This is a genomic window from Streptomyces cupreus, from assembly GCF_014257025.1.
In the GTDB taxonomy this organism is placed as follows: Bacteria; Actinomycetota; Actinomycetes; order Streptomycetales; family Streptomycetaceae; genus Streptomyces; species Streptomyces cupreus.
Window position 1 is genome coordinate 122,168 of the sequence record NZ_JACMSF010000014.1, and the last position, 16,662, is coordinate 138,829.

Here is a 16,662-nt window from a genome sequence, read left to right on the forward strand (position 1 = left end):
TGGGCTGTTGGCGAAAGGTCCAGTATCCTGGCTCTTCGGTCGCGCGTACGTCCGCGATCAGCGCTGCCCGGGGACACCGAGGGGCAGCGTCCCCTGAGCTCAGAAGATCGAAAGCAGGAATGGCTCTGAACGCCCGCCTCGACCACCGCAACCCTCTCGTGTTCGACACACACGAGCTGGGGCGGCGTCCTGGCGCGCTCCAGCGCCTGACCCGCACGGTCGACGCCCCCAAGGACCTCGGTCTGAAGGACGTCATCGGAGTGCCGGAAGGCGCCCCCATGGAGCTCGAACTCCGACTTGAGTCGGTCATGGAAGGGGTGCTTGTCACAGGCACCGCCCGTGCACTGGCCGAGGGGGAGTGCGTAAGGTGTCTGGAGCCGCTTCAGCTCGATCTCGAAGCGGACTTCCAGGAGATGTTCTCGTACCCTGACGCCGACGATCGGGGCCGCCCCAAGGCGGAACCGACCGACGACGCCGAGGAAGACGAGGACAGGCTCTTCATCGAGGACGGCCTGTTCGACCTCGAACCCGTGCTGCGCGATGCGGTGGTGCTCGCACTGCCGATGCAGCCGGTGTGCCAGGAAGACTGCCCAGGTCTGTGCGCCGAGTGCGGCGCGCGCCTTGCGGACGACCCGGACCACCACCATGACGCCGTCGACATCCGTTGGGCGGCACTGCAGGGACTCGCCGGTTCACTCGGAGACGGCGAGAAGGACGAGATGAGCGGCGCCGAAGCGGAAGCGGGCGTCGACGAGAAGCAGGAGAAGTAGCCGTGGCTGTTCCGAAGCGGAAGATGTCGCGCAGCAACACGCGCCACCGCCGGTCGCAGTGGAAGGCTGCGGTCCCCACCCTGGTTGCGTGCGAGCGCTGCCACGAGCCCAAGCAGCAGCACATCGCGTGCCCGTCTTGCGGCACCTACAACAAGCGCCAGGTCCTCGAGGTCTGAGCGGCTGGTGAGAGGCACTGTGTCCACGCCGAAGAAGAACTCTGCGGAGACCACGGCCTCGTCCCACACGCTGTTGGAAGGGCGGCTCGGGTACAAACTCGAGTCCGCCCTTCTGGTGCGTGCGCTGACCCACCGTTCCTACGCGTACGAGAACGGCGGTCTGCCGACGAACGAGCGTCTTGAGTTCCTCGGGGACTCCGTGCTCGGCCTCGTCGTCACGGACACGCTGTACCGCACCCACCCCGACCTGCCCGAAGGCCAACTGGCCAAGTTGCGGGCCGCGGTGGTCAACTCGCGTGCGCTGGCGGAGGTGGGCCGTGGGCTCGACCTCGGTTCCTTCATCCGGCTCGGCCGCGGTGAAGAGGGCACGGGCGGCCGGGACAAGGCGTCCATCCTCGCCGACACCCTGGAAGCGGTGATCGGCGCGGTCTATCTCGACCAGGGCCTGGACTCGGCGGCGGAGCTGGTGCACCGCCTGTTCGACCCCCTGATCGAGAAGTCCTCGAACCTCGGTGCCGGCCTGGACTGGAAGACCAGTCTCCAGGAGCTCACCGCGACCGAGGGGCTCGGTGTGCCCGAGTACCTGGTCACGGAGACCGGCCCCGACCACGAGAAGACCTTCACTGCTGCCGCCCGCGTCGGAGGCGTCTCGTACGGCACCGGCACCGGCCGCAGCAAGAAGGAGGCGGAGCAGCAGGCCGCCGAGTCCGCCTGGCGGTCCATCCGGGCCGCGGCGGACGAGCGCGTCAAGCAGGCAGCCGCGGCAGCGGAGGTCGCCCCGGCGGACGCCGACGAGGCGTCCGCCTCCGCCTGAGAAGCAGAACAGCGCGATCCGAGCGCCCGCACCCGTACCGGGGCGGGCGCTCGGCTCTTACACCGGCTCGTACGGGGGATCCCATGCCCGAGTTGCCCGAGGTCGAGGTCGTCCGGCGCGGTCTGGAGCGGTGGGTCGCCCACCGGACCGTCGCCGACGCCGAGGTGCTGCACCCGCGCGCGGTACGCCGGCACATCGCGGGCCCCGACGACTTCGCGCACCGCCTCAAGGGCCACCGCGTCGGCGTCCCGAGCCGCCGCGGCAAGTATCTGTGGCTGCCGCTGGAGGACACCGGCCAGTCGGTCCTGGCCCACCTCGGCATGAGCGGCCAGCTCCTGGTGCAGCCGCACGAGGCGCCGGCAGAGAAGCATCTGCGGATCCGGGTGCGGTTCGCCGACGCCCTCGGCACCGAACTCCGTTTCGTCGACCAACGCACCTTCGGCGGACTGTCGTTGCACGACAACACCCCGGACGGGCTGCCCGACGTCATCGCGCACATCGCCCGCGACCCCCTCGACACGCTCTTCGACGACGAGGCGTTCCACCAGGCGCTGCGCCGCAAGCGCAGCACCATCAAACGGGCCCTGCTCGACCAGTCGTTGATCAGCGGCGTCGGCAACATCTACGCGGACGAGGCCCTTTGGCGCGCCCGACTGCACTACGACCGCCCGACGGCGACCTTCACCCGCCCGCGCAGCCTAGAACTCCTGGGCCATGTACGGGATGTGATGAACGAGGCCCTCGCGGTGGGCGGCACCAGCTTCGACAGCCTGTACGTCAACGTCAACGGCGAGTCGGGCTACTTCGACCGGTCCCTGGACGCGTACGGCCGTGAGGGCCTGCCGTGCAAGAGGTGCGGCACGCCGATGCGCCGACGGCCGTGGATGAACCGGTCGAGCTACTTCTGCCCCAAGTGTCAGCGGGCGCCGCGGGTTTCGTCGTAACGCTCGCGCGATTCCAGCACGTCGTCCATGCGGCCCTCCAGGAAGTGGATGAGGCCGAGCAGCCGGGTGGCCACCTCTTGGCCGAGCGGCGTCAGTTCGTAGTCCACGCGGGGCGGGTTCGTCGGCTGTGCCTCGCGGTGCACCAGGCCGTCGCGCTCCAGCGCGTGCAGGGTCTGGGACAGCATCTTCTCGCTCACACCGTCGACGCGTCGGCGCAGCTCGTTGAAGCGCAGCGGTCCTTCGTGCAGGGCCCCGAGCGTGAGCGCGCCCCAGCGGCCCGTGACGTGCTCCAGCGTGCCGCGCGAGGGGCAGGCCTTGGCGAACACGTTGTACGGCAGGTCCTGCTCCGCCGTGCGCTCCTGGGTGATGTCCATGGCTGAAGCGTACTCCAGCACAGCGCTAACCCGGGGGTTGCACTAACCAGAAGTTAGTGCTTTCATTTCGGAATCGCCAGTGACCTGCTCATTCCAGGAGTGCACATCGTGACCACCCCCGTCGTCTCCATCGCCTACCACTCCGGCTACGGCCACACCGCCGTTCTCGCCGAGGCCGTCCGGACCGGTGCCGTCGAGGCGGGTGCCGAGGTGCACCTGATCAACGTTGCCGAGATCACCGAGGAGCAGTGGACGGCCCTCGACGGCTCCGACGCCATCGTCTTCGGCTCGCCCACCTATATGGGCACCGCCTCCGGCCCCTTCCATGTCTTCGCCGAGGCCACCTCCAAGCGCTGGTTCGGCCAGGACTGGAAGGACAAGCTGGCCGCCGGCTTCACCAACTCCGGCTCCAAGAGCGGCGACAAGCTGCACACGCTCCAGTTCTTCCAGATCCTCGCCGCGCAGCACGGCATGCACTGGATCAACCTCGGTCTGCACCCGGGCTGGAACAACAGCGAGGGCTCCGAGCACGACCTCAACCGGCTCGGCGTGTTCGCCGGCGCCGCCGCGCAGACCAACGTCGACGAGGGCCCCGACGCCGTCCACAAGGCCGACGTGGCGACCGCCGAGCACCTCGGCCGCCGGGTAGCCGAGGCCGCGCGGGTGTTCGCGCGGGGCCGGGCCGCCGTAGCCGCGTAAGGGCACACGCACGAGGGCTCCCACCCGGTCACCGGATGGGAGCCCTCGCGCGTACGTGCTTCTAGTAGCCGAAGTTCTGGATCCACCAGGGTCCGCCGGACCCGAAGTGGACGCCTACGCCCAGCGTCTTGAAGTCGCAGTTCAGTATGTTGGCCTTGTGGCCGGGGCTGTTCATCCACGCGTCCATCACCGCGGCCGCGTCGGCCTGGCCCCGGGCTATGTTCTCGCCGCCGAGGGTGGTGATACCGGCCTTCGCGGCACGGTCCCAGGGGCTTGCCCCATCCGGGTCGGTGTGGTCGAAGAAGTCCCGCTCGGCCATGTCCTCGCTGAATTCCGCGGCGAGCTCGGCGAGCGCGCTGTTGGCGGCGACGGCACTGCAACCGACTTTCGCCCGCTCATCGTTGACGAGCTTCAGCACCTGGGCCGCGGCGGCGGCCTCCGCCGGGAGCGTCACCGGCGCGCTGGTCTTCTCCGGTGCCTTGGTGGCGACCCGCGACGGCGTGGTCTTCGGCTTCTTGGAGGGGGTGGCCTGCGGCTTCTTCGACGGGGTCTTCGTCGGCGCGGCCGACGAGGTCGACGGGGACGCCGACGGCGAGGCCTCCCGCTTCTCGTCGCGGCTGGCCGGAGTGCTGTCGTCGCGGCTCTCCGCGTTGCCGGAGGTGCCGCCCTGCTCGCTCGGGGAGCTGGTCGGGGAGTCGGCGGCCTGTACCTTGTCGCCGCTGCCCCCGCCGAGGGTGTAGTTGTCACCGCCGGGCAGGACGCCCGTGGCGACCGCGACGGTGCCGATGGCCACCGCCGCGGAGACCCCGAGCAGACCGGTGCGCACCGGGATGATGGCCTTCTTCTTCCTGCGGCGGTGCGAGCCCGCGCGCCGGGAGCCGTCGTCGGGCGTGAAGCCCTCGCTCGCGAAGACGGCGGTCTCCATCACGCGGGCGGAGTCCTCGGCGTAGCCGCCGCGACCGTCCTCGGCCGCGAAGAGATAGGCCTCGGTCTGCGCGTAGGCCCCGGCGTACGCGTCCTGGTGCAGATAGGGCGCGATGCCCACCGTCTCGTCCGGGGGCGAGTCCGGGTACGAGTCCAGCGGGTCATGGCTCCTCGGGAAGGAACCCCCTATGTGATTGACCCCCGTGGCGCGGCCCGTGGCGGCGCGGCCGGCGGCGGAGCGTCGGTGGCGTCCCATGTCCTGGCCTTCCTCGTCCGTGCGGTCGACTCGTCCTTTGCGATCAACCCAACTCACTCGATCGAGTGAGTTTCATATGAGATTCATTGGGTCGGGACGGTACCGCATGGCGCTGGGTGTGGAAGTGCCCAGTGAGACATTGGCCGGTTAGGTTGCACCCATGAGCGAGGATGTGCGGCTGGTCGCCTGGGTGCGAGGAAGCGTCCAAGGTGTGGGTTTCCGCTGGTTCACACGTGCCAAGGCACTGGAGATCGGCGGCCTGAGTGGTTTTGCTCTCAATTTGGACGACGGACGCGTCCAGGTGGTCGCCGAAGGCACGCGCACCGGCTGTCAGGGACTCCTCGACTGGCTCCAGAGCGACGACACGCCCGGCCGCGTGGACGGTGTCACCGAGATCTGGGACACACCTCGCGGGGGATACGACGGCTTCGCCATCCGGTGATCCCGGGACCCGGCATCGCCCCCCGGAAGCGGAGGAGCGTGCCACCGGCACCTGCCCCCAGGAGAAAGGAGCAGGTGGTTGCCGAGAAACGCTTGCGTCGGCACGCTCCGCACGCCAGGATGATCGCCACGCCCTCAGGGCCCCGCAGGAGTCGCAGCGCCGCCGTTCCGGCCGCGCGCCCCCGGGACGCCCGCCAATACGGGGCGTGATCGTGTTGACCGTCAAACTTTTTGGTGAGACGCTGAAAGCCCCGCGCACCTTAGCTGTTTGGCATGTAAGAACGGCAGCAAGAACTCAAGAGTGCCAAGCACCGTGGGTGCGAATCCCTCACGACCCACACCGCTTCGGTCGGTCACTCAGTGTGGAGGACCATCCATCATGGCAAAGGCGCTTCTCGGTTACGTCGGCGGCTCCGACCCTCGACTCCTCGCCGAGATGCGACGGCTCCAGCAGCGCGTACAGGACCTGGAATCCGAGCTCGTACGGATCCAGGCGGAGAACGACGCGCTGACGGCTGCCGCTTCTCACGACAGGATCATGGAGAGCATCGACGCACACCAGGCGGAGCCTGCGCTCACCTGATCGCTGCAACCGCTCCACAACGGCATACGCAGTGGTTGGGAAGCCCGTATCAACCGCTAAGTTGTCAGAAGTTTGCAAGGGACGCTTCGGCGTCCCTTCTTTCTTGCCCCCACGCATCCTTTCACTCTCTTTAACGTCTGGTGTGCCCTGCACGTTCATAGGCGAAACCGCGGGTTCATGGAGTGAGACACCCCCGGAAGGTAGAGTCCAGCGGCGTGCACCTCAAGGCCCTGACCCTCCGTGGGTTCAAGTCGTTCGCCTCGGCGACCACACTCCGGTTCGAGCCGGGCATCACGTGTGTCGTCGGACCGAACGGCTCGGGCAAGTCCAATGTCGTGGACGCGCTCAGCTGGGTCATGGGTGAGCAGGGTGCCAAGTCGCTGCGCGGCGGCAAGATGGAGGACGTCATCTTCGCCGGCACCACAGGGCGTCCCCCGCTGGGCCGCGCCGAGGTGTCGCTGACCATCGACAACTCCGACGGGGCGCTGCCCATCGAGTACGCCGAGGTCACCATCACGCGGATCATGTTCCGCAACGGCGGCAGCGAGTACCAGATCAACGGCGACACATGCCGGCTGCTCGACATCCAGGAGCTGCTCTCCGACTCCGGCATCGGCCGTGAGATGCATGTGATCGTCGGCCAGGGCCAGCTGGACTCGGTGCTGCACGCGGACCCGATGGGGCGCAGGGCCTTCATCGAAGAGGCCGCGGGTGTGCTGAAGCACCGCAAGCGCAAGGAGAAGGCGCTCAGAAAGCTCGACGCGATGCAGGCCAACCTCGCGCGCGTGCAGGACCTCACCGACGAACTGCGCCGACAGCTCAAGCCCCTCGGCCGCCAGGCCGCCGTCGCCCGCAGGGCCGCCGTCATCCAGGCCGACCTGCGCGACGCCCGCCTCCGCCTCCTCGCCGACGATCTCGTACGGCTGCGTGAGGCCCTCAAGGCCGAGGTCGCCGACGAGGCCGCCCTGAAGGAACGCAAGGAAGCCGCCGAACTGGAACTGAAGAGGGCGCTCCAGCGCGAGGCGCTCCTGGAGGACGAGGTACGGCAGCTGACCCCGCGCCTCCAGCGCGCCCAGCACACCTGGTACGAGCTCTCCCAGCTCGCCGAACGCGTCCGCGGCACCGTCTCCCTCGCCGACGCGCGCGTGAAGAGCGCCACCTCCGCACCCCCCGAGGAGCGGCGCGGCCGCGACCCCGAGGACATGGAGCGGGAGGCCGCCCGGATCCGCGAGCAGGAGGCCGAGCTGGAAGCGGCCCTGGAGGCGGCCGAGCGCGCCCTGGACGACACCGTCGCCCATCGCGCCGAACTGGAGCGCGAACTCGCCCTGGAAGAGCGGCGCCTGAAGGACGTCGCCCGGGCCATCGCCGACCGCCGCGAGGGCCTCGCCCGGCTGAACGGCCAGGTCAACGCCGCCCGTTCGCGCGCCGCCTCCGCCCAGGCCGAGATCGACCGACTCGCCGCCGCCCGGGACGAGGCCCAGGAGCGGGCGTTCGCCGCGCAGGAGGAGTACGAGGCCCTGAAGGCCGAGGTCGACGGCCTTGACGCGGGCGACGCGGAACTGGCCGAACAGCACGACGCGGCGAAGACGGCCCTCGCACAGGCGGAGACGGCACTCACGGCGGCCCGAGAGGCGGCCACGGCAGCGGAACGCAAGCGCGCCGCGACCCAGGCCCGCCACGAGGCGCTGGCCCTCGGCCTGCGCCGCAAGGACGGCACGGGCGCGCTGTTGGGCGCGAAGGACCGGCTCACGGGGTTGCTGGGCCCGGCGGCGGAACTGCTGACGGTCACCCCGGGATACGAGGTCCCGCTCGCCGCCGCCCTCGGCGCCGCCGCGGACGCCATCGCCGTCACGACCCCGTCCTCCGCCGCCGAGGCGATCCGGCTGCTGCGCAAACAGGACGGCGGGCGCGCGGCCCTGCTCCTGAGCGGCGCCCCCGACGACGTACCGCAAGAGACCAGGCCGGACGGTCCTCCCTTCGCCGCCGATCTGGTCCGCGCCCCTGCCGAGCTCATGCCTGCCGTACGACGGCTGCTTCGCGGGATCGTCGTGGTCGGCACCCTTGAGGACGCCGAGGATCTGGTTTACACGCGGCCCGAACTCACCGCCGTGACCGCTGAAGGCGACCTCCTCGGCGCCCACTTCGCGCAGGGCGGTTCTGCCGGGGCACCGAGCCTCCTGGAGGTACAGGCTTCCGTCGACGAGGCGGCCACCGAGCTTGAGGAACTGGCCGTGCGGTGCGCGGAGCTCACCGAGGCGCAGCACGCCGCAGGGGAACACCGCAAGGAATGTGCCGCACGCGTCGAAGAGCTGGGCGACCGGCGCCGCGCCGCGGACCGGGAGAAGTCGGCCGTGGCCCAGCAGCTCGGCCGGCTCGCCGGGCAGGCGCGAGGCGCGGCGGGGGAAGCGGAGCGATCCGTCGCGGCCGCCGCGCGGGCGCAGGATGCGCTGGACAAGGCCCTGGAAGAGGTCGAGGTACTCGCCGAGCGGCTCGAAGTCGCCGAGGAGATGCCCGTCGAGGAGGAGCCCGACACCTCGGTCCGGGACCGCCTCGCCGCCGACGGCGCAAACGCCCGCCAGACCGAAATGGAGGCTCGCCTCCAGGCCCGTACGCACGAAGAGCGTGTGAAAGGCCTCGCCGGCCGCGCCGACTCCCTCGACCGCGCCGCCCGAGCGGAGCGCGACGCACGCGCGCGTGCCGAGCAGCGGCGGGCGCGTCTGAGGCACGAGGCCGCCGTCGCCGAGGCCGTCGCCTTTGGCGCCCGCCAGTTGCTCGCGCATGTCGAGGTGTCCCTCGGCCGGGCCGAGGCGGAGCGGGCCGCCGCCGAGGCCGACAAGGCCAAAAGGGAGCAGGAGCTGACCGCCGCCCGGAACACGGGCCGCGACCTCAAGGCCGAGCTCGACAAGCTGACCGACTCCGTACACCGCGGTGAGGTGCTCGGCGCCGAGAAGCGGCTGCGGATCGAGCAGCTGGAGACGAAGGCGCTGGAGGAGCTCGGCGTGGAGCCTGCCGGGCTGGTCGAGGAGTACGGCCCCCATCAGCTCGTACCGCCCTCGCCGCCCGCCGAGGGCGAGGAGCTGCCGGAGGATCCCGAGCATCCGCGCAACCGGCCCAGGCCCTTCGTGCGCGGGGAGCAGGAGAAGCGGCTGAAGGCGGCCGAGCGGGCCTACCAGCAGCTCGGCAAGGTCAATCCGCTCGCCCTGGAGGAGTTCGCCGCTCTGGAGGAGCGCCACAAGTTCCTCAGTGAGCAGCTGGAGGACCTCAAGAAGACCCGCGCCGATCTGCTCCAGGTCGTCAAGGAGGTCGACGAGCGGGTCGAGCAGGTCTTCACCGAGGCCTACCGGGACACCGCCCGTGAGTTCGAGGGCGTCTTCAGCCGGCTGTTCCCGGGTGGCGAGGGGCGGCTGCTGCTGACCGACCCCGAGAACATGCTGACCACGGGCGTGGACGTCGAGGCGCGTCCGCCGGGCAAGAAGGTCAAGCGGCTGTCGCTGCTGTCGGGCGGCGAGCGCTCGCTGACCGCCGTGGCCCTGCTGGTGTCGATCTTCAAGGCGCGGCCCAGCCCGTTCTATGTCATGGACGAGGTCGAGGCGGCCCTCGACGACACCAACCTGCAGCGGCTGATCCGCATCATGCAGGAGCTTCAGGAAGCCTCCCAGCTCATCGTGATCACCCACCAGAAGCGGACCATGGAGGTCGCCGACGCGCTGTACGGCGTCTCCATGCAGGGCGACGGTGTGTCGAAGGTCATCTCCCAGCGCCTTCGCTAGATGCGTGTGGTCTGCATCGGTTACGACCTGCGCTGTTGCTGCGCTCTCCCAGTTGAGTTCAACTCTTGAACTCGTGTTGTCTCGCCGAATCTTCAGATTCGCGGCGGATCACTTATTGACTTCGAAACTTGAAGACATAGTCTCTGCAAAGTTGCTTTTACCTTCAGGTGTGAGCGGCGTACCCGATGCACCCCACCCCCGGCGACGTTGCCGGTGGCCCGAGGAGTAGTACGTGACCAGCACAGCGCAGGCACCCAAGTCAGGAGCCAGGTCGGCTCACCCCGAACATCTCGGGCACGTCGTCTTCATCGCCGCGGCGGCGGCCATGGGCGGCTTCCTGTTCGGTTACGACAGCTCCGTCATCAACGGCGCCGTCGAGGCCATCCGGGACCGCTACGACATCGGCTCCGCGGCCCTCGCCCAGGTCATCGCCATCGCCCTGATCGGCTGTGCCATCGGCGCCGCGACGGCCGGCCGGATAGCGGACCGGATCGGCCGTATCCGGGTCATGCAGATCGCCGCCGTGCTGTTCGTCGTCAGCGCCGTCGGCTCCGCGCTGCCGTTCTCGCTGTGGGACTTCGCCCTCTGGCGGGTCGTCGGCGGCTTCGCCATCGGTATGGCCTCGGTCATCGGCCCCGCCTACATCGCCGAGGTCGCCCCACCGGCCTACCGCGGCCGGCTCGGCTCCTTCCAGCAGGCCGCGATCGTCATCGGCATCGCCGTCTCGCAGCTGGTCAACTGGGGTCTGTTGAACGCCGCCGACGGCGACCAGCGCGGCGAGCTGATGGGCCTTGAGGCCTGGCAGGTCATGCTCGGCGTCATGGTCGTCCCGGCCGTCCTGTACGGCCTGCTCTCCTTCGCGATCCCCGAGTCGCCGCGCTTCCTCATCTCCGTCGGCAAGCACGACCGCGCCCGCGAGATCCTCCAGGAGGTCGAGGGCAAGGACATCGACCTGACCGCCCGCGTCGCCGAGATCGAGCACGCGATGAACAGCGAGCACAGGTCCACCTTCAAGGACCTGCTCGGCGGCGGCTTCTTCTTCAAGCCGATCGTCTGGATCGGTATCGGCCTGTCGGTCTTCCAGCAGTTCGTCGGCATCAACGTCGCGTTCTACTACTCCTCGACGCTGTGGCAGTCGGTCGGTGTGGATCCGACGGAGTCGTTCTTCTACTCCTTCACGACGTCGATCATCAACATCGTCGGCACCGTGATCGCGATGATCTTCGTGGACCGGGTCGGCCGCCGCCCGCTCGCCATCATCGGCTCGGTCGGTATGGTCATCGGCCTCGCGCTGGAGGCCTGGGCCTTCTCCTTCGACCTGGTCGACGGCAAGCTCCCGGCCGCCCAGGGCTGGACCGCCCTGATCGCCGCCCACATCTTCGTCCTCTTCTTCGCCCTGTCCTGGGGTGTGGTCGTCTGGGTCATGCTCGGCGAGATGTTCCCGAACAAGATCCGCGCCGCCGCCCTGGGCGTGGCCGCCGCCGCGCAGTGGATCGCCAACTGGGCCATCACCGCGAGCTTCCCCTCGCTTGCCGACTGGAACCTCTCCGTGACCTACGTGATCTACACGGTCTTCGCCGCGCTCTCCATCCCGTTCGTCCTCAGGTTCGTGAAGGAGACGAAGGGCAAGGCCCTGGAGGAGATGGGCTGACCGCCCGCTCCCCGCTGAACTCGGGGAGAAGGGCCAAGTCCCCGCTGCCCCTCTCCCCGTACTCGTGAAGAGACGTACTGCCCCGGCTCAGCCTGTGAGCCGGGGCAGTACGTCTTCGCACAGCAGCCGCAGACTGCGCCAGCCCTCCTCCACCGGCATCCCGCCGCACAGCGGATGCAGCACCAGGTTGTCCAGGCCCTGCGCCACGCACTGCTCGGGCGTCAGCACCCGGTACACGTCCTCCGCGCGCAGCTCGCCCACGGTCGTGGCCGCCGACCGCACGGCCGAGCGGATGTCGCCCGACTGCCAGGAGGCGTACGTCCGCGCCTCGTGCAGGAAGTGCTCGCCGTACCGGGCCCAGGTCCCCTCCGGGTCCTCGGCGAGGTGCAGCAGCGGGGTCTCGGCGGCCGGCATCATCGTCCAGCCCTCGGTGCCGTACTCGGTCAGCCGCTCCTTGTAGTACGCCTCCAGCTCCGGCAGATGCGCGCTGGGGAAGAACGGCAGGCCGAGGCGGGCGGCCCGGCGCGCGGCGGCCTTCGAGGAGCCGCCGACCAGCAGCAGGGGGTGCGGCTCGGTGAAGGGGCGCGGGGTGACGCGTACCGTACGGCCGCGGTACTCGAACTCCTCGCCGGTCCAGGCCTTCAGCAGCGTCTCCAGGACCTCGTCCTGGAGCCGGCCGCGCCGCTTCCAGTCCACGTCGAACAGGGCGTACTCCTCGGGCCGGTACCCGATCCCCGCGACCGTCACCAGGCGGCCGCCGCTGATCAGATCCAGTACGGCGATGTCCTCGGCGAGGCGCAGTGGGTCGTGCAGCGGGCCGATGACCGCCGAGACCGTCACGGCGAGGCGCCGGGTCGCGCCGAAGACTGCGCCCGCGAAGGCGAACGGCGACGGCAGCCAATTGTTCGCGACGCCGTGGTGCTCCTCGGTCTGCACGGTGCTGATCCCGTGCTCGTCGGCGTACGCGGCCATCTCCAGGGCGGTCCGGTAGCGGGCGGCGAGCGAGGCGGGGGTCGCGTCGGGCTCGACGAGGTTGAAACGGACGACCGTGACGGGCATGGGGGGTCCCCCTTCACCGGGCGGGTGTGGGGGGAGGACGTTAGCTGACGATGTGTCAGACATCCAGAGGGGTGTCGGGGGGCTCCATGGCCGATACTGGACGCGTTATGGACATCGTCATCCTTGCTGTAGTCATCGCCGTGGTCGTGCTCGGCGCGCTCGGTGGGCTCGTCGTCGGCAGCCGGCGCAAGAAGCAGCTGCCCCCGCCGCCCCCCGCAGCGCCCGACATCACCGCCCCCCCGGCCGAGCCGCACGTCGGCGACGAGGCCGAGACGCCGCGCGACGAACCGCGCCGGACGATAGAGGAGGTGGACCTGCCCGACGGCTCGGCCCCGGCCGCCGTCGAGGAACCGCCCGTCGTCGAAGAGCTCCCGCCTGCCGAGATCGAGGTCCCGGAGCCCACCGCGGGCCGCCTCGTGCGGCTGCGCGCCCGTCTGTCCCGCTCCCAGAACGCACTCGGCAAGGGCCTGCTCACGCTGCTCTCGCGCGAGCACCTGGACGAGGACACCTGGGAGGAGATCGAGGACATCCTGCTCACCGCCGACGTCGGCGTGCAGCCCACCCAGGAGCTGGTCGAGGGCCTGCGCGAGCGCGTGAAGGTGCTCGGCACCCGGACCCCCGAGGAGCTGCGCGGCCTGCTGCGCGAGGAGCTGCTCAAGCTGGTCGGCACCGACATGGACCGGACCGTGAAGACCGAGCCGGAGGACCGCAAGCCCGGCATCGTGATGGTCGTCGGCGTCAACGGCACCGGCAAGACCACCACCACCGGCAAGCTCGCCCGGGTCCTGGTCGCCGACGGCAACACCGTCGTCCTCGGCGCCGCGGACACCTTCCGTGCCGCCGCCGCCGATCAGCTCCAGACCTGGGGCGAGCGGGTCGGCGCCCACACCGTGCGCGGTCCTGAGGCCGGCGACCCCGCCTCCGTCGCCTTCGACGCGGTGAAGGAGGGCAAGGAGATGGGCTCCGACGTCGTCCTCATCGACACCGCGGGGCGGCTGCACACCAAGACCGGCCTCATGGACGAGCTAGGCAAGGTCAAGCGGGTCGTGGAGAAGCACGCGCCGCTCGACGAGGTGCTCCTGGTCCTCGACGCCACGACCGGACAGAACGGTCTGGTGCAGGCCCGGGTGTTCGCCGAGGTGGTCGACATCACCGGCATCGTCCTGACCAAGCTGGACGGTACGGCCAAGGGCGGCATCGTGGTCGCCGTGCAGCGCGAGCTGGGGGTGCCGGTCAAGCTGGTCGGCCTGGGCGAGGGCGCGGACGATCTGGCGCCGTTCGAGCCGGAGGCGTTCGTTGACGCCCTTATCGGAGAGTGACACCCACCTACCGAAGTTCGTAGGTGACAAGCGCCCGCCTCCCTTCCGGAGGCGGGCGCTCCGCTATGCGCGGGACCGATGGGCGACGTACGCCAGCGTGCCCAGCAGCAACCGCGCCGCCGGAGGCTTGGTCGCCGAGTCCAGTTCGGGGGAGCGCAGCCAGCGCACCGGGCCCAGGCCGCCGCGGTCGGACGGCGGGGCCGTGATGTACGTACCCGGGCCGAGGCCGCGCAGATCGAGGGAGGTCGGGTCGTCCCAGCCCATGCGGTAGAGCAGGTCGGGCAGTTCGGCGGCGGCGCCGGGGGCGACGAAGAAGTGGGCGCGGCCGTCGGGGGCGGCGGCGACCGGGCCGAGGGGCAGACCCATGCGCTCCAGGCGGGTCAGCGCGCGGCGCCCGGCGGGTTCGGCCACCTCGATCACGTCGAAGGCCCGGCCGACCGCCAGCATCACCGCGGCGCCCGGGAACTCGGCCCAGGTGCGGGACACCTCGTCGAGGGTGGCGCCGGCCGGGACCCGGGGCGCGAAGTGCAGGGGGTGGGCGCCGGGTGCACGGCAGTCCGCGCGGCCGCAGGAACAATCGCCGGCCGCCGCTCGCGCGCCCGGCACGACGTCCCAGCCCCACAGACCGGTGAACTCGGCGACGGCGGTGCACTCCGACGAACGGCCGCGTCGACGCGTGCCGGAGCGGATGTCGCGGATGCCGGCGATCGTGAAGCCCATGCCCCCTCCAACTGGTCCGGCGCGCCGGTGGTTACGACGCGGATGCGGAACGTGACCCTCTGTATCCACCTTGTGCATTCTCGCGCCCGGCTCCACGCATCCCGGGCGGCGCTCGGAAGCGCCCGGGGTGGTGCGTCTGGCAATGCGCGCCCCTGAGTGCACCGCTCCGCCACTACCGGTCGTCCTATGTCAAGTGAATCGTCTGGAGGCGACCGTGAGTTCATTCGAAGGGGTGGCGAATGGTGGCGTTTCCGGGATCGCCATGGCTGGACGGGTGATCGTAGGATTACTGTGAGTGCACGAGTCCTGGGGGCACATGCGCTTGTGGGTATGCCGGAGGCAAGTCGGCTTTCCGTTCGAAGGGTGAGAACTACGGGACGGGCAGCCGTATTCACCGGCATTCTGATAGGGCTTGGCGCACTCGGTGACAAGTGGTCCAAGGGATGGGGGCGTTGCAGTGAGCGGCAACAGCGGAAGCGACACGAGCGCCGCAAGCGCGACGCACGCTGACAAGCGCCCGAACGAGCTGCTCACGTCCTGGTTCGTGCGCAGCGGCTGGTCGAAGGGCGAACTCGCCCGCCAAGTCAACCGCCGAGCCCGCCAGTTGGGCGCCAACCACATCTCCACCGACACCTCCCGGGTGCGCCGCTGGCTGGACGGCGAGAACCCGCGCGAACCGATCCCACGGATCCTGTCCGAGCTGTTCTCCGAGCGGTTCGGCTGTGTCGTCTCCGTCGAGGACATCGGCCTGCGCGCCGCCCGCCAGGCACCGTCGGTGTCCGGAGTCGACCTGCCCTGGACGGGCCCGCAGACCCTTGCCCTGCTCAGCGAGTTCTCGCGCAGCGACCTGATGCTGGCGCGGCGCGGCTTCCTCGGGACCTCGCTGGCCCTGTCCGCGGGCCCGTCCCTCATCGAGCCCATGCAGCGCTGGCTCGTCCCCTCCCCGACCGCCCCGCACAGCGAACCCGAGCCCCCCGCCCAGGCCCGCCGCGGCCGGCTCTCCAAGCCCGAGCTGGAGCTGCTGGAGTCCACCACCGTGATGTTCCGGCAGTGGGACGCCCAGTGCGGCGGCGGCCTGCGCCGCAAGGCGGTCGTAGGACAGCTGCACGAGGTGACCGACCTCCTCCAGGAACCCCAGCCCGAGTCCACCACCCGCAAGCTGTTCAAGGTCGCCGCCGAGCTCGCCGAGCTGGCCGGGTGGATGTCGTACGACGTCGGACTCCAGCCCACCGCGCAGAAATACTTCGTACTAGCCCTGCACGCCGCCAAGGAGGCCGGCGAGCGGCCCCTCGGCTCGTACATCCTCTCCAGCATGAGCCGCCAGATGATCCACCTCGGCCGGCCCGACGATGCCCTGGAACTGGTCCACCTCGCCCAGTACGGCAGCCGCGACTGCGCGAGCCCGCGCACCCAGTCGATGCTGTATGCGATGGAGGCCCGCGCCTACGCCAACATGGGCCAGCCCGGCAAGTGCAAGCGGGCCGTGCGGATGGCTGAGGACACCTTCGGCGAGGCCGGGGAATGGGACGAGCCCGATCCCGACTGGATCCGCTTCTTCTCCGAGGCCGAGCTGTACGGCGAGAACTCCCACTCCTACCGCGACCTCGCCTACGTCGCGGGCCGCAGCCCGACCTACGCCTCACTCGCCGAGCCGCTGATGCAGCGGGCCGTGGACCTGTTCGCCAAGGACTCCGAACACCAGCGGTCCTACGCGCTCAATCTCATCGGCATGGCCACCGTGCATCTCCTCCAGCGCGAGCCCGAGCGGAGCGCGCAGTACGCCACCGACGCCATGACGGTCGCCAAGAAGGTGCGTTCCGAGCGCGTCAACACTCGTATCCGAAAGACCGTCGACACGGCCGTACGCGATTTCGGTGATCTGCACGAGGTCGTGGACCTCACCGACCGGCTCGCCGTCGAGCTGCCCGAGACCGCCGAAGCGGTCTGAACACCCCGCGCCACCGCTTGAGCCCCGGCCGCGGCCGGCCCTCCCGAACTGCCCGACTCGGCTCCCCCATGCCAGGTCATCGGAAGGCCGCCCGCGGCCGGTCCATGCCTTCATTCGAAGGTTGCGCCACGATAACGATCGAGGCGGCCGTAATCCGGCAGTTCATCGACGCGTAACACCCAGAGCGCCTTCGTCACGGCGGCGAAACAACGAG

The 16,662-nt window shown here is 69.9% G+C and carries 15 protein-coding genes; 11 read left to right on the plus strand and 4 right to left on the minus strand.

The features are described from left to right. Window positions 1-119: 119 nt before the first annotated feature. From H4N64_RS15665 to mutM, 4 genes are all read left to right on the plus strand, one after another. The gene (locus H4N64_RS15665) at window positions 120-770 is read left to right on the plus strand and encodes a YceD family protein (RefSeq protein ID WP_186282913.1); all 651 of its coding nucleotides are present in this window, start codon (window positions 120-122) and stop codon (window positions 768-770) included. Window positions 771-772: 2 nt separating this feature from the next. Next, window positions 773-946, plus strand: a complete 174-nt coding sequence (gene rpmF / locus H4N64_RS15670) for a 50S ribosomal protein L32 (RefSeq protein ID WP_003951102.1) — start codon at window positions 773-775, stop codon at window positions 944-946. Between the two features lie 7 nt (window positions 947-953). Continuing rightward, window positions 954-1,760 carry a ribonuclease III gene (rnc, locus tag H4N64_RS15675; protein ID WP_418896269.1) on the plus strand — a complete coding sequence of 269 codons (807 nt, stop codon included), beginning with the start codon at window positions 954-956 and terminating at the stop codon, window positions 1,758-1,760. 83 nt (window positions 1,761-1,843) lie between these two features. Beyond that, window positions 1,844-2,704 (plus strand): bifunctional DNA-formamidopyrimidine glycosylase/DNA-(apurinic or apyrimidinic site) lyase, encoded by an 861-nt coding sequence (gene mutM / locus H4N64_RS15680; protein WP_186282914.1) that lies wholly within the window; start codon window positions 1,844-1,846, stop codon window positions 2,702-2,704. On the opposite strand, the gene H4N64_RS15685 is transcribed toward mutM, so the two are convergent. Next, window positions 2,677-3,078, minus strand: a complete 402-nt coding sequence (locus H4N64_RS15685; protein ID WP_186282915.1) for a winged helix-turn-helix transcriptional regulator — start codon at window positions 3,076-3,078, stop codon at window positions 2,677-2,679. The genes mutM and H4N64_RS15685 overlap by 28 nt on opposite strands. A 108-nt stretch (window positions 3,079-3,186) precedes the next feature. Here H4N64_RS15685 and H4N64_RS15690 point away from each other — a divergent pair, with 108 nt between their 5' ends. After that, window positions 3,187-3,777, plus strand: a complete 591-nt coding sequence (locus H4N64_RS15690) for an NAD(P)H-dependent oxidoreductase (protein WP_186282916.1) — start codon at window positions 3,187-3,189, stop codon at window positions 3,775-3,777. 61 nt (window positions 3,778-3,838) lie between these two features. Here H4N64_RS15690 and H4N64_RS15695 read toward each other — a convergent pair whose 3' ends face one another. Then, window positions 3,839-4,957, minus strand: a complete 1,119-nt coding sequence (locus tag H4N64_RS15695; RefSeq protein WP_186282917.1) for a CAP domain-containing protein — start codon at window positions 4,955-4,957, stop codon at window positions 3,839-3,841. A 160-nt stretch (window positions 4,958-5,117) separates the two neighbouring features. On the opposite strand from H4N64_RS15695, the gene H4N64_RS15700 reads away from it, so the two are divergent. The 4 genes from H4N64_RS15700 to H4N64_RS15715 all read left to right on the plus strand — a co-directional run bounded on the left by H4N64_RS15700 (window position 5,118) and on the right by H4N64_RS15715 (window position 11,402). Beyond that, window positions 5,118-5,399, plus strand: coding sequence for an acylphosphatase (locus H4N64_RS15700; RefSeq protein ID WP_186282918.1), 282 nt, complete (start codon window positions 5,118-5,120; stop codon window positions 5,397-5,399). Between the two features lie 378 nt (window positions 5,400-5,777). After that, window positions 5,778-5,981 (plus strand): hypothetical protein, encoded by a 204-nt coding sequence (locus tag H4N64_RS15705; RefSeq protein WP_058922942.1) that lies wholly within the window; start codon window positions 5,778-5,780, stop codon window positions 5,979-5,981. A 215-nt stretch (window positions 5,982-6,196) separates the two neighbouring features. Further along, entirely contained in the window at window positions 6,197-9,751 is a 3,555-nt protein-coding gene (gene smc / locus H4N64_RS15710) for a chromosome segregation protein SMC (protein WP_186282919.1), read from the plus strand. A gap of 232 nt (window positions 9,752-9,983) precedes the next feature. Beyond that, window positions 9,984-11,402 (plus strand): sugar porter family MFS transporter, encoded by a 1,419-nt coding sequence (locus tag H4N64_RS15715; RefSeq protein WP_186282920.1) that lies wholly within the window; start codon window positions 9,984-9,986, stop codon window positions 11,400-11,402. Between the two features lie 87 nt (window positions 11,403-11,489). Here H4N64_RS15715 and H4N64_RS15720 read toward each other — a convergent pair whose 3' ends face one another. Further along, window positions 11,490-12,461, minus strand: a complete 972-nt coding sequence (locus H4N64_RS15720) for an LLM class flavin-dependent oxidoreductase (RefSeq protein WP_186282921.1) — start codon at window positions 12,459-12,461, stop codon at window positions 11,490-11,492. 107 nt (window positions 12,462-12,568) lie between these two features. On the opposite strand from H4N64_RS15720, the gene ftsY reads away from it, so the two are divergent. Continuing rightward, window positions 12,569-13,780 carry a signal recognition particle-docking protein FtsY gene (gene ftsY / locus H4N64_RS15725; protein ID WP_186282922.1) on the plus strand — a complete coding sequence of 404 codons (1,212 nt, stop codon included), beginning with the start codon at window positions 12,569-12,571 and terminating at the stop codon, window positions 13,778-13,780. A 63-nt stretch (window positions 13,781-13,843) separates the two neighbouring features. On the opposite strand, the gene H4N64_RS15730 is transcribed toward ftsY, so the two are convergent. Next, complete coding sequence (locus H4N64_RS15730) at window positions 13,844-14,500, minus strand: bifunctional DNA primase/polymerase (RefSeq protein ID WP_186282923.1); 657 nt, start codon at window positions 14,498-14,500, stop codon at window positions 13,844-13,846. Window positions 14,501-14,957: 457 nt separating this feature from the next. Here H4N64_RS15730 and nsdA point away from each other — a divergent pair, with 457 nt between their 5' ends. After that, complete coding sequence (gene nsdA, locus H4N64_RS15735; RefSeq protein WP_186282924.1) at window positions 14,958-16,448, plus strand: transcriptional repressor NsdA; 1,491 nt, start codon at window positions 14,958-14,960, stop codon at window positions 16,446-16,448. Window positions 16,449-16,662 lie beyond the last annotated feature (214 nt).

Coding starts and splice junctions, on each gene's coding strand:
- H4N64_RS15700 (WP_186282918.1), top strand. CDS start 5,118: ATGAGCGAGGATGTGCGGCTGGTCGCCTGGGTGCGAGGAAGCGTCCAA.
- H4N64_RS15720 (WP_186282921.1), bottom strand. CDS start 12,461: ATGCCCGTCACGGTCGTCCGTTTCAACCTCGTCGAGCCCGACGCGACC.
- H4N64_RS15685 (WP_186282915.1), bottom strand. CDS start 3,078: ATGGACATCACCCAGGAGCGCACGGCGGAGCAGGACCTGCCGTACAAC.
- mutM (WP_186282914.1), top strand. CDS start 1,844: ATGCCCGAGTTGCCCGAGGTCGAGGTCGTCCGGCGCGGTCTGGAGCGG.
- H4N64_RS15695 (WP_186282917.1), bottom strand. CDS start 4,957: ATGGGACGCCACCGACGCTCCGCCGCCGGCCGCGCCGCCACGGGCCGC.
- ftsY (WP_186282922.1), top strand. CDS start 12,569: ATGGACATCGTCATCCTTGCTGTAGTCATCGCCGTGGTCGTGCTCGGC.
- H4N64_RS15730 (WP_186282923.1), bottom strand. CDS start 14,500: ATGGGCTTCACGATCGCCGGCATCCGCGACATCCGCTCCGGCACGCGT.
- H4N64_RS15705 (WP_058922942.1), top strand. CDS start 5,778: ATGGCAAAGGCGCTTCTCGGTTACGTCGGCGGCTCCGACCCTCGACTC.
- H4N64_RS15665 (WP_186282913.1), top strand. CDS start 120: ATGGCTCTGAACGCCCGCCTCGACCACCGCAACCCTCTCGTGTTCGAC.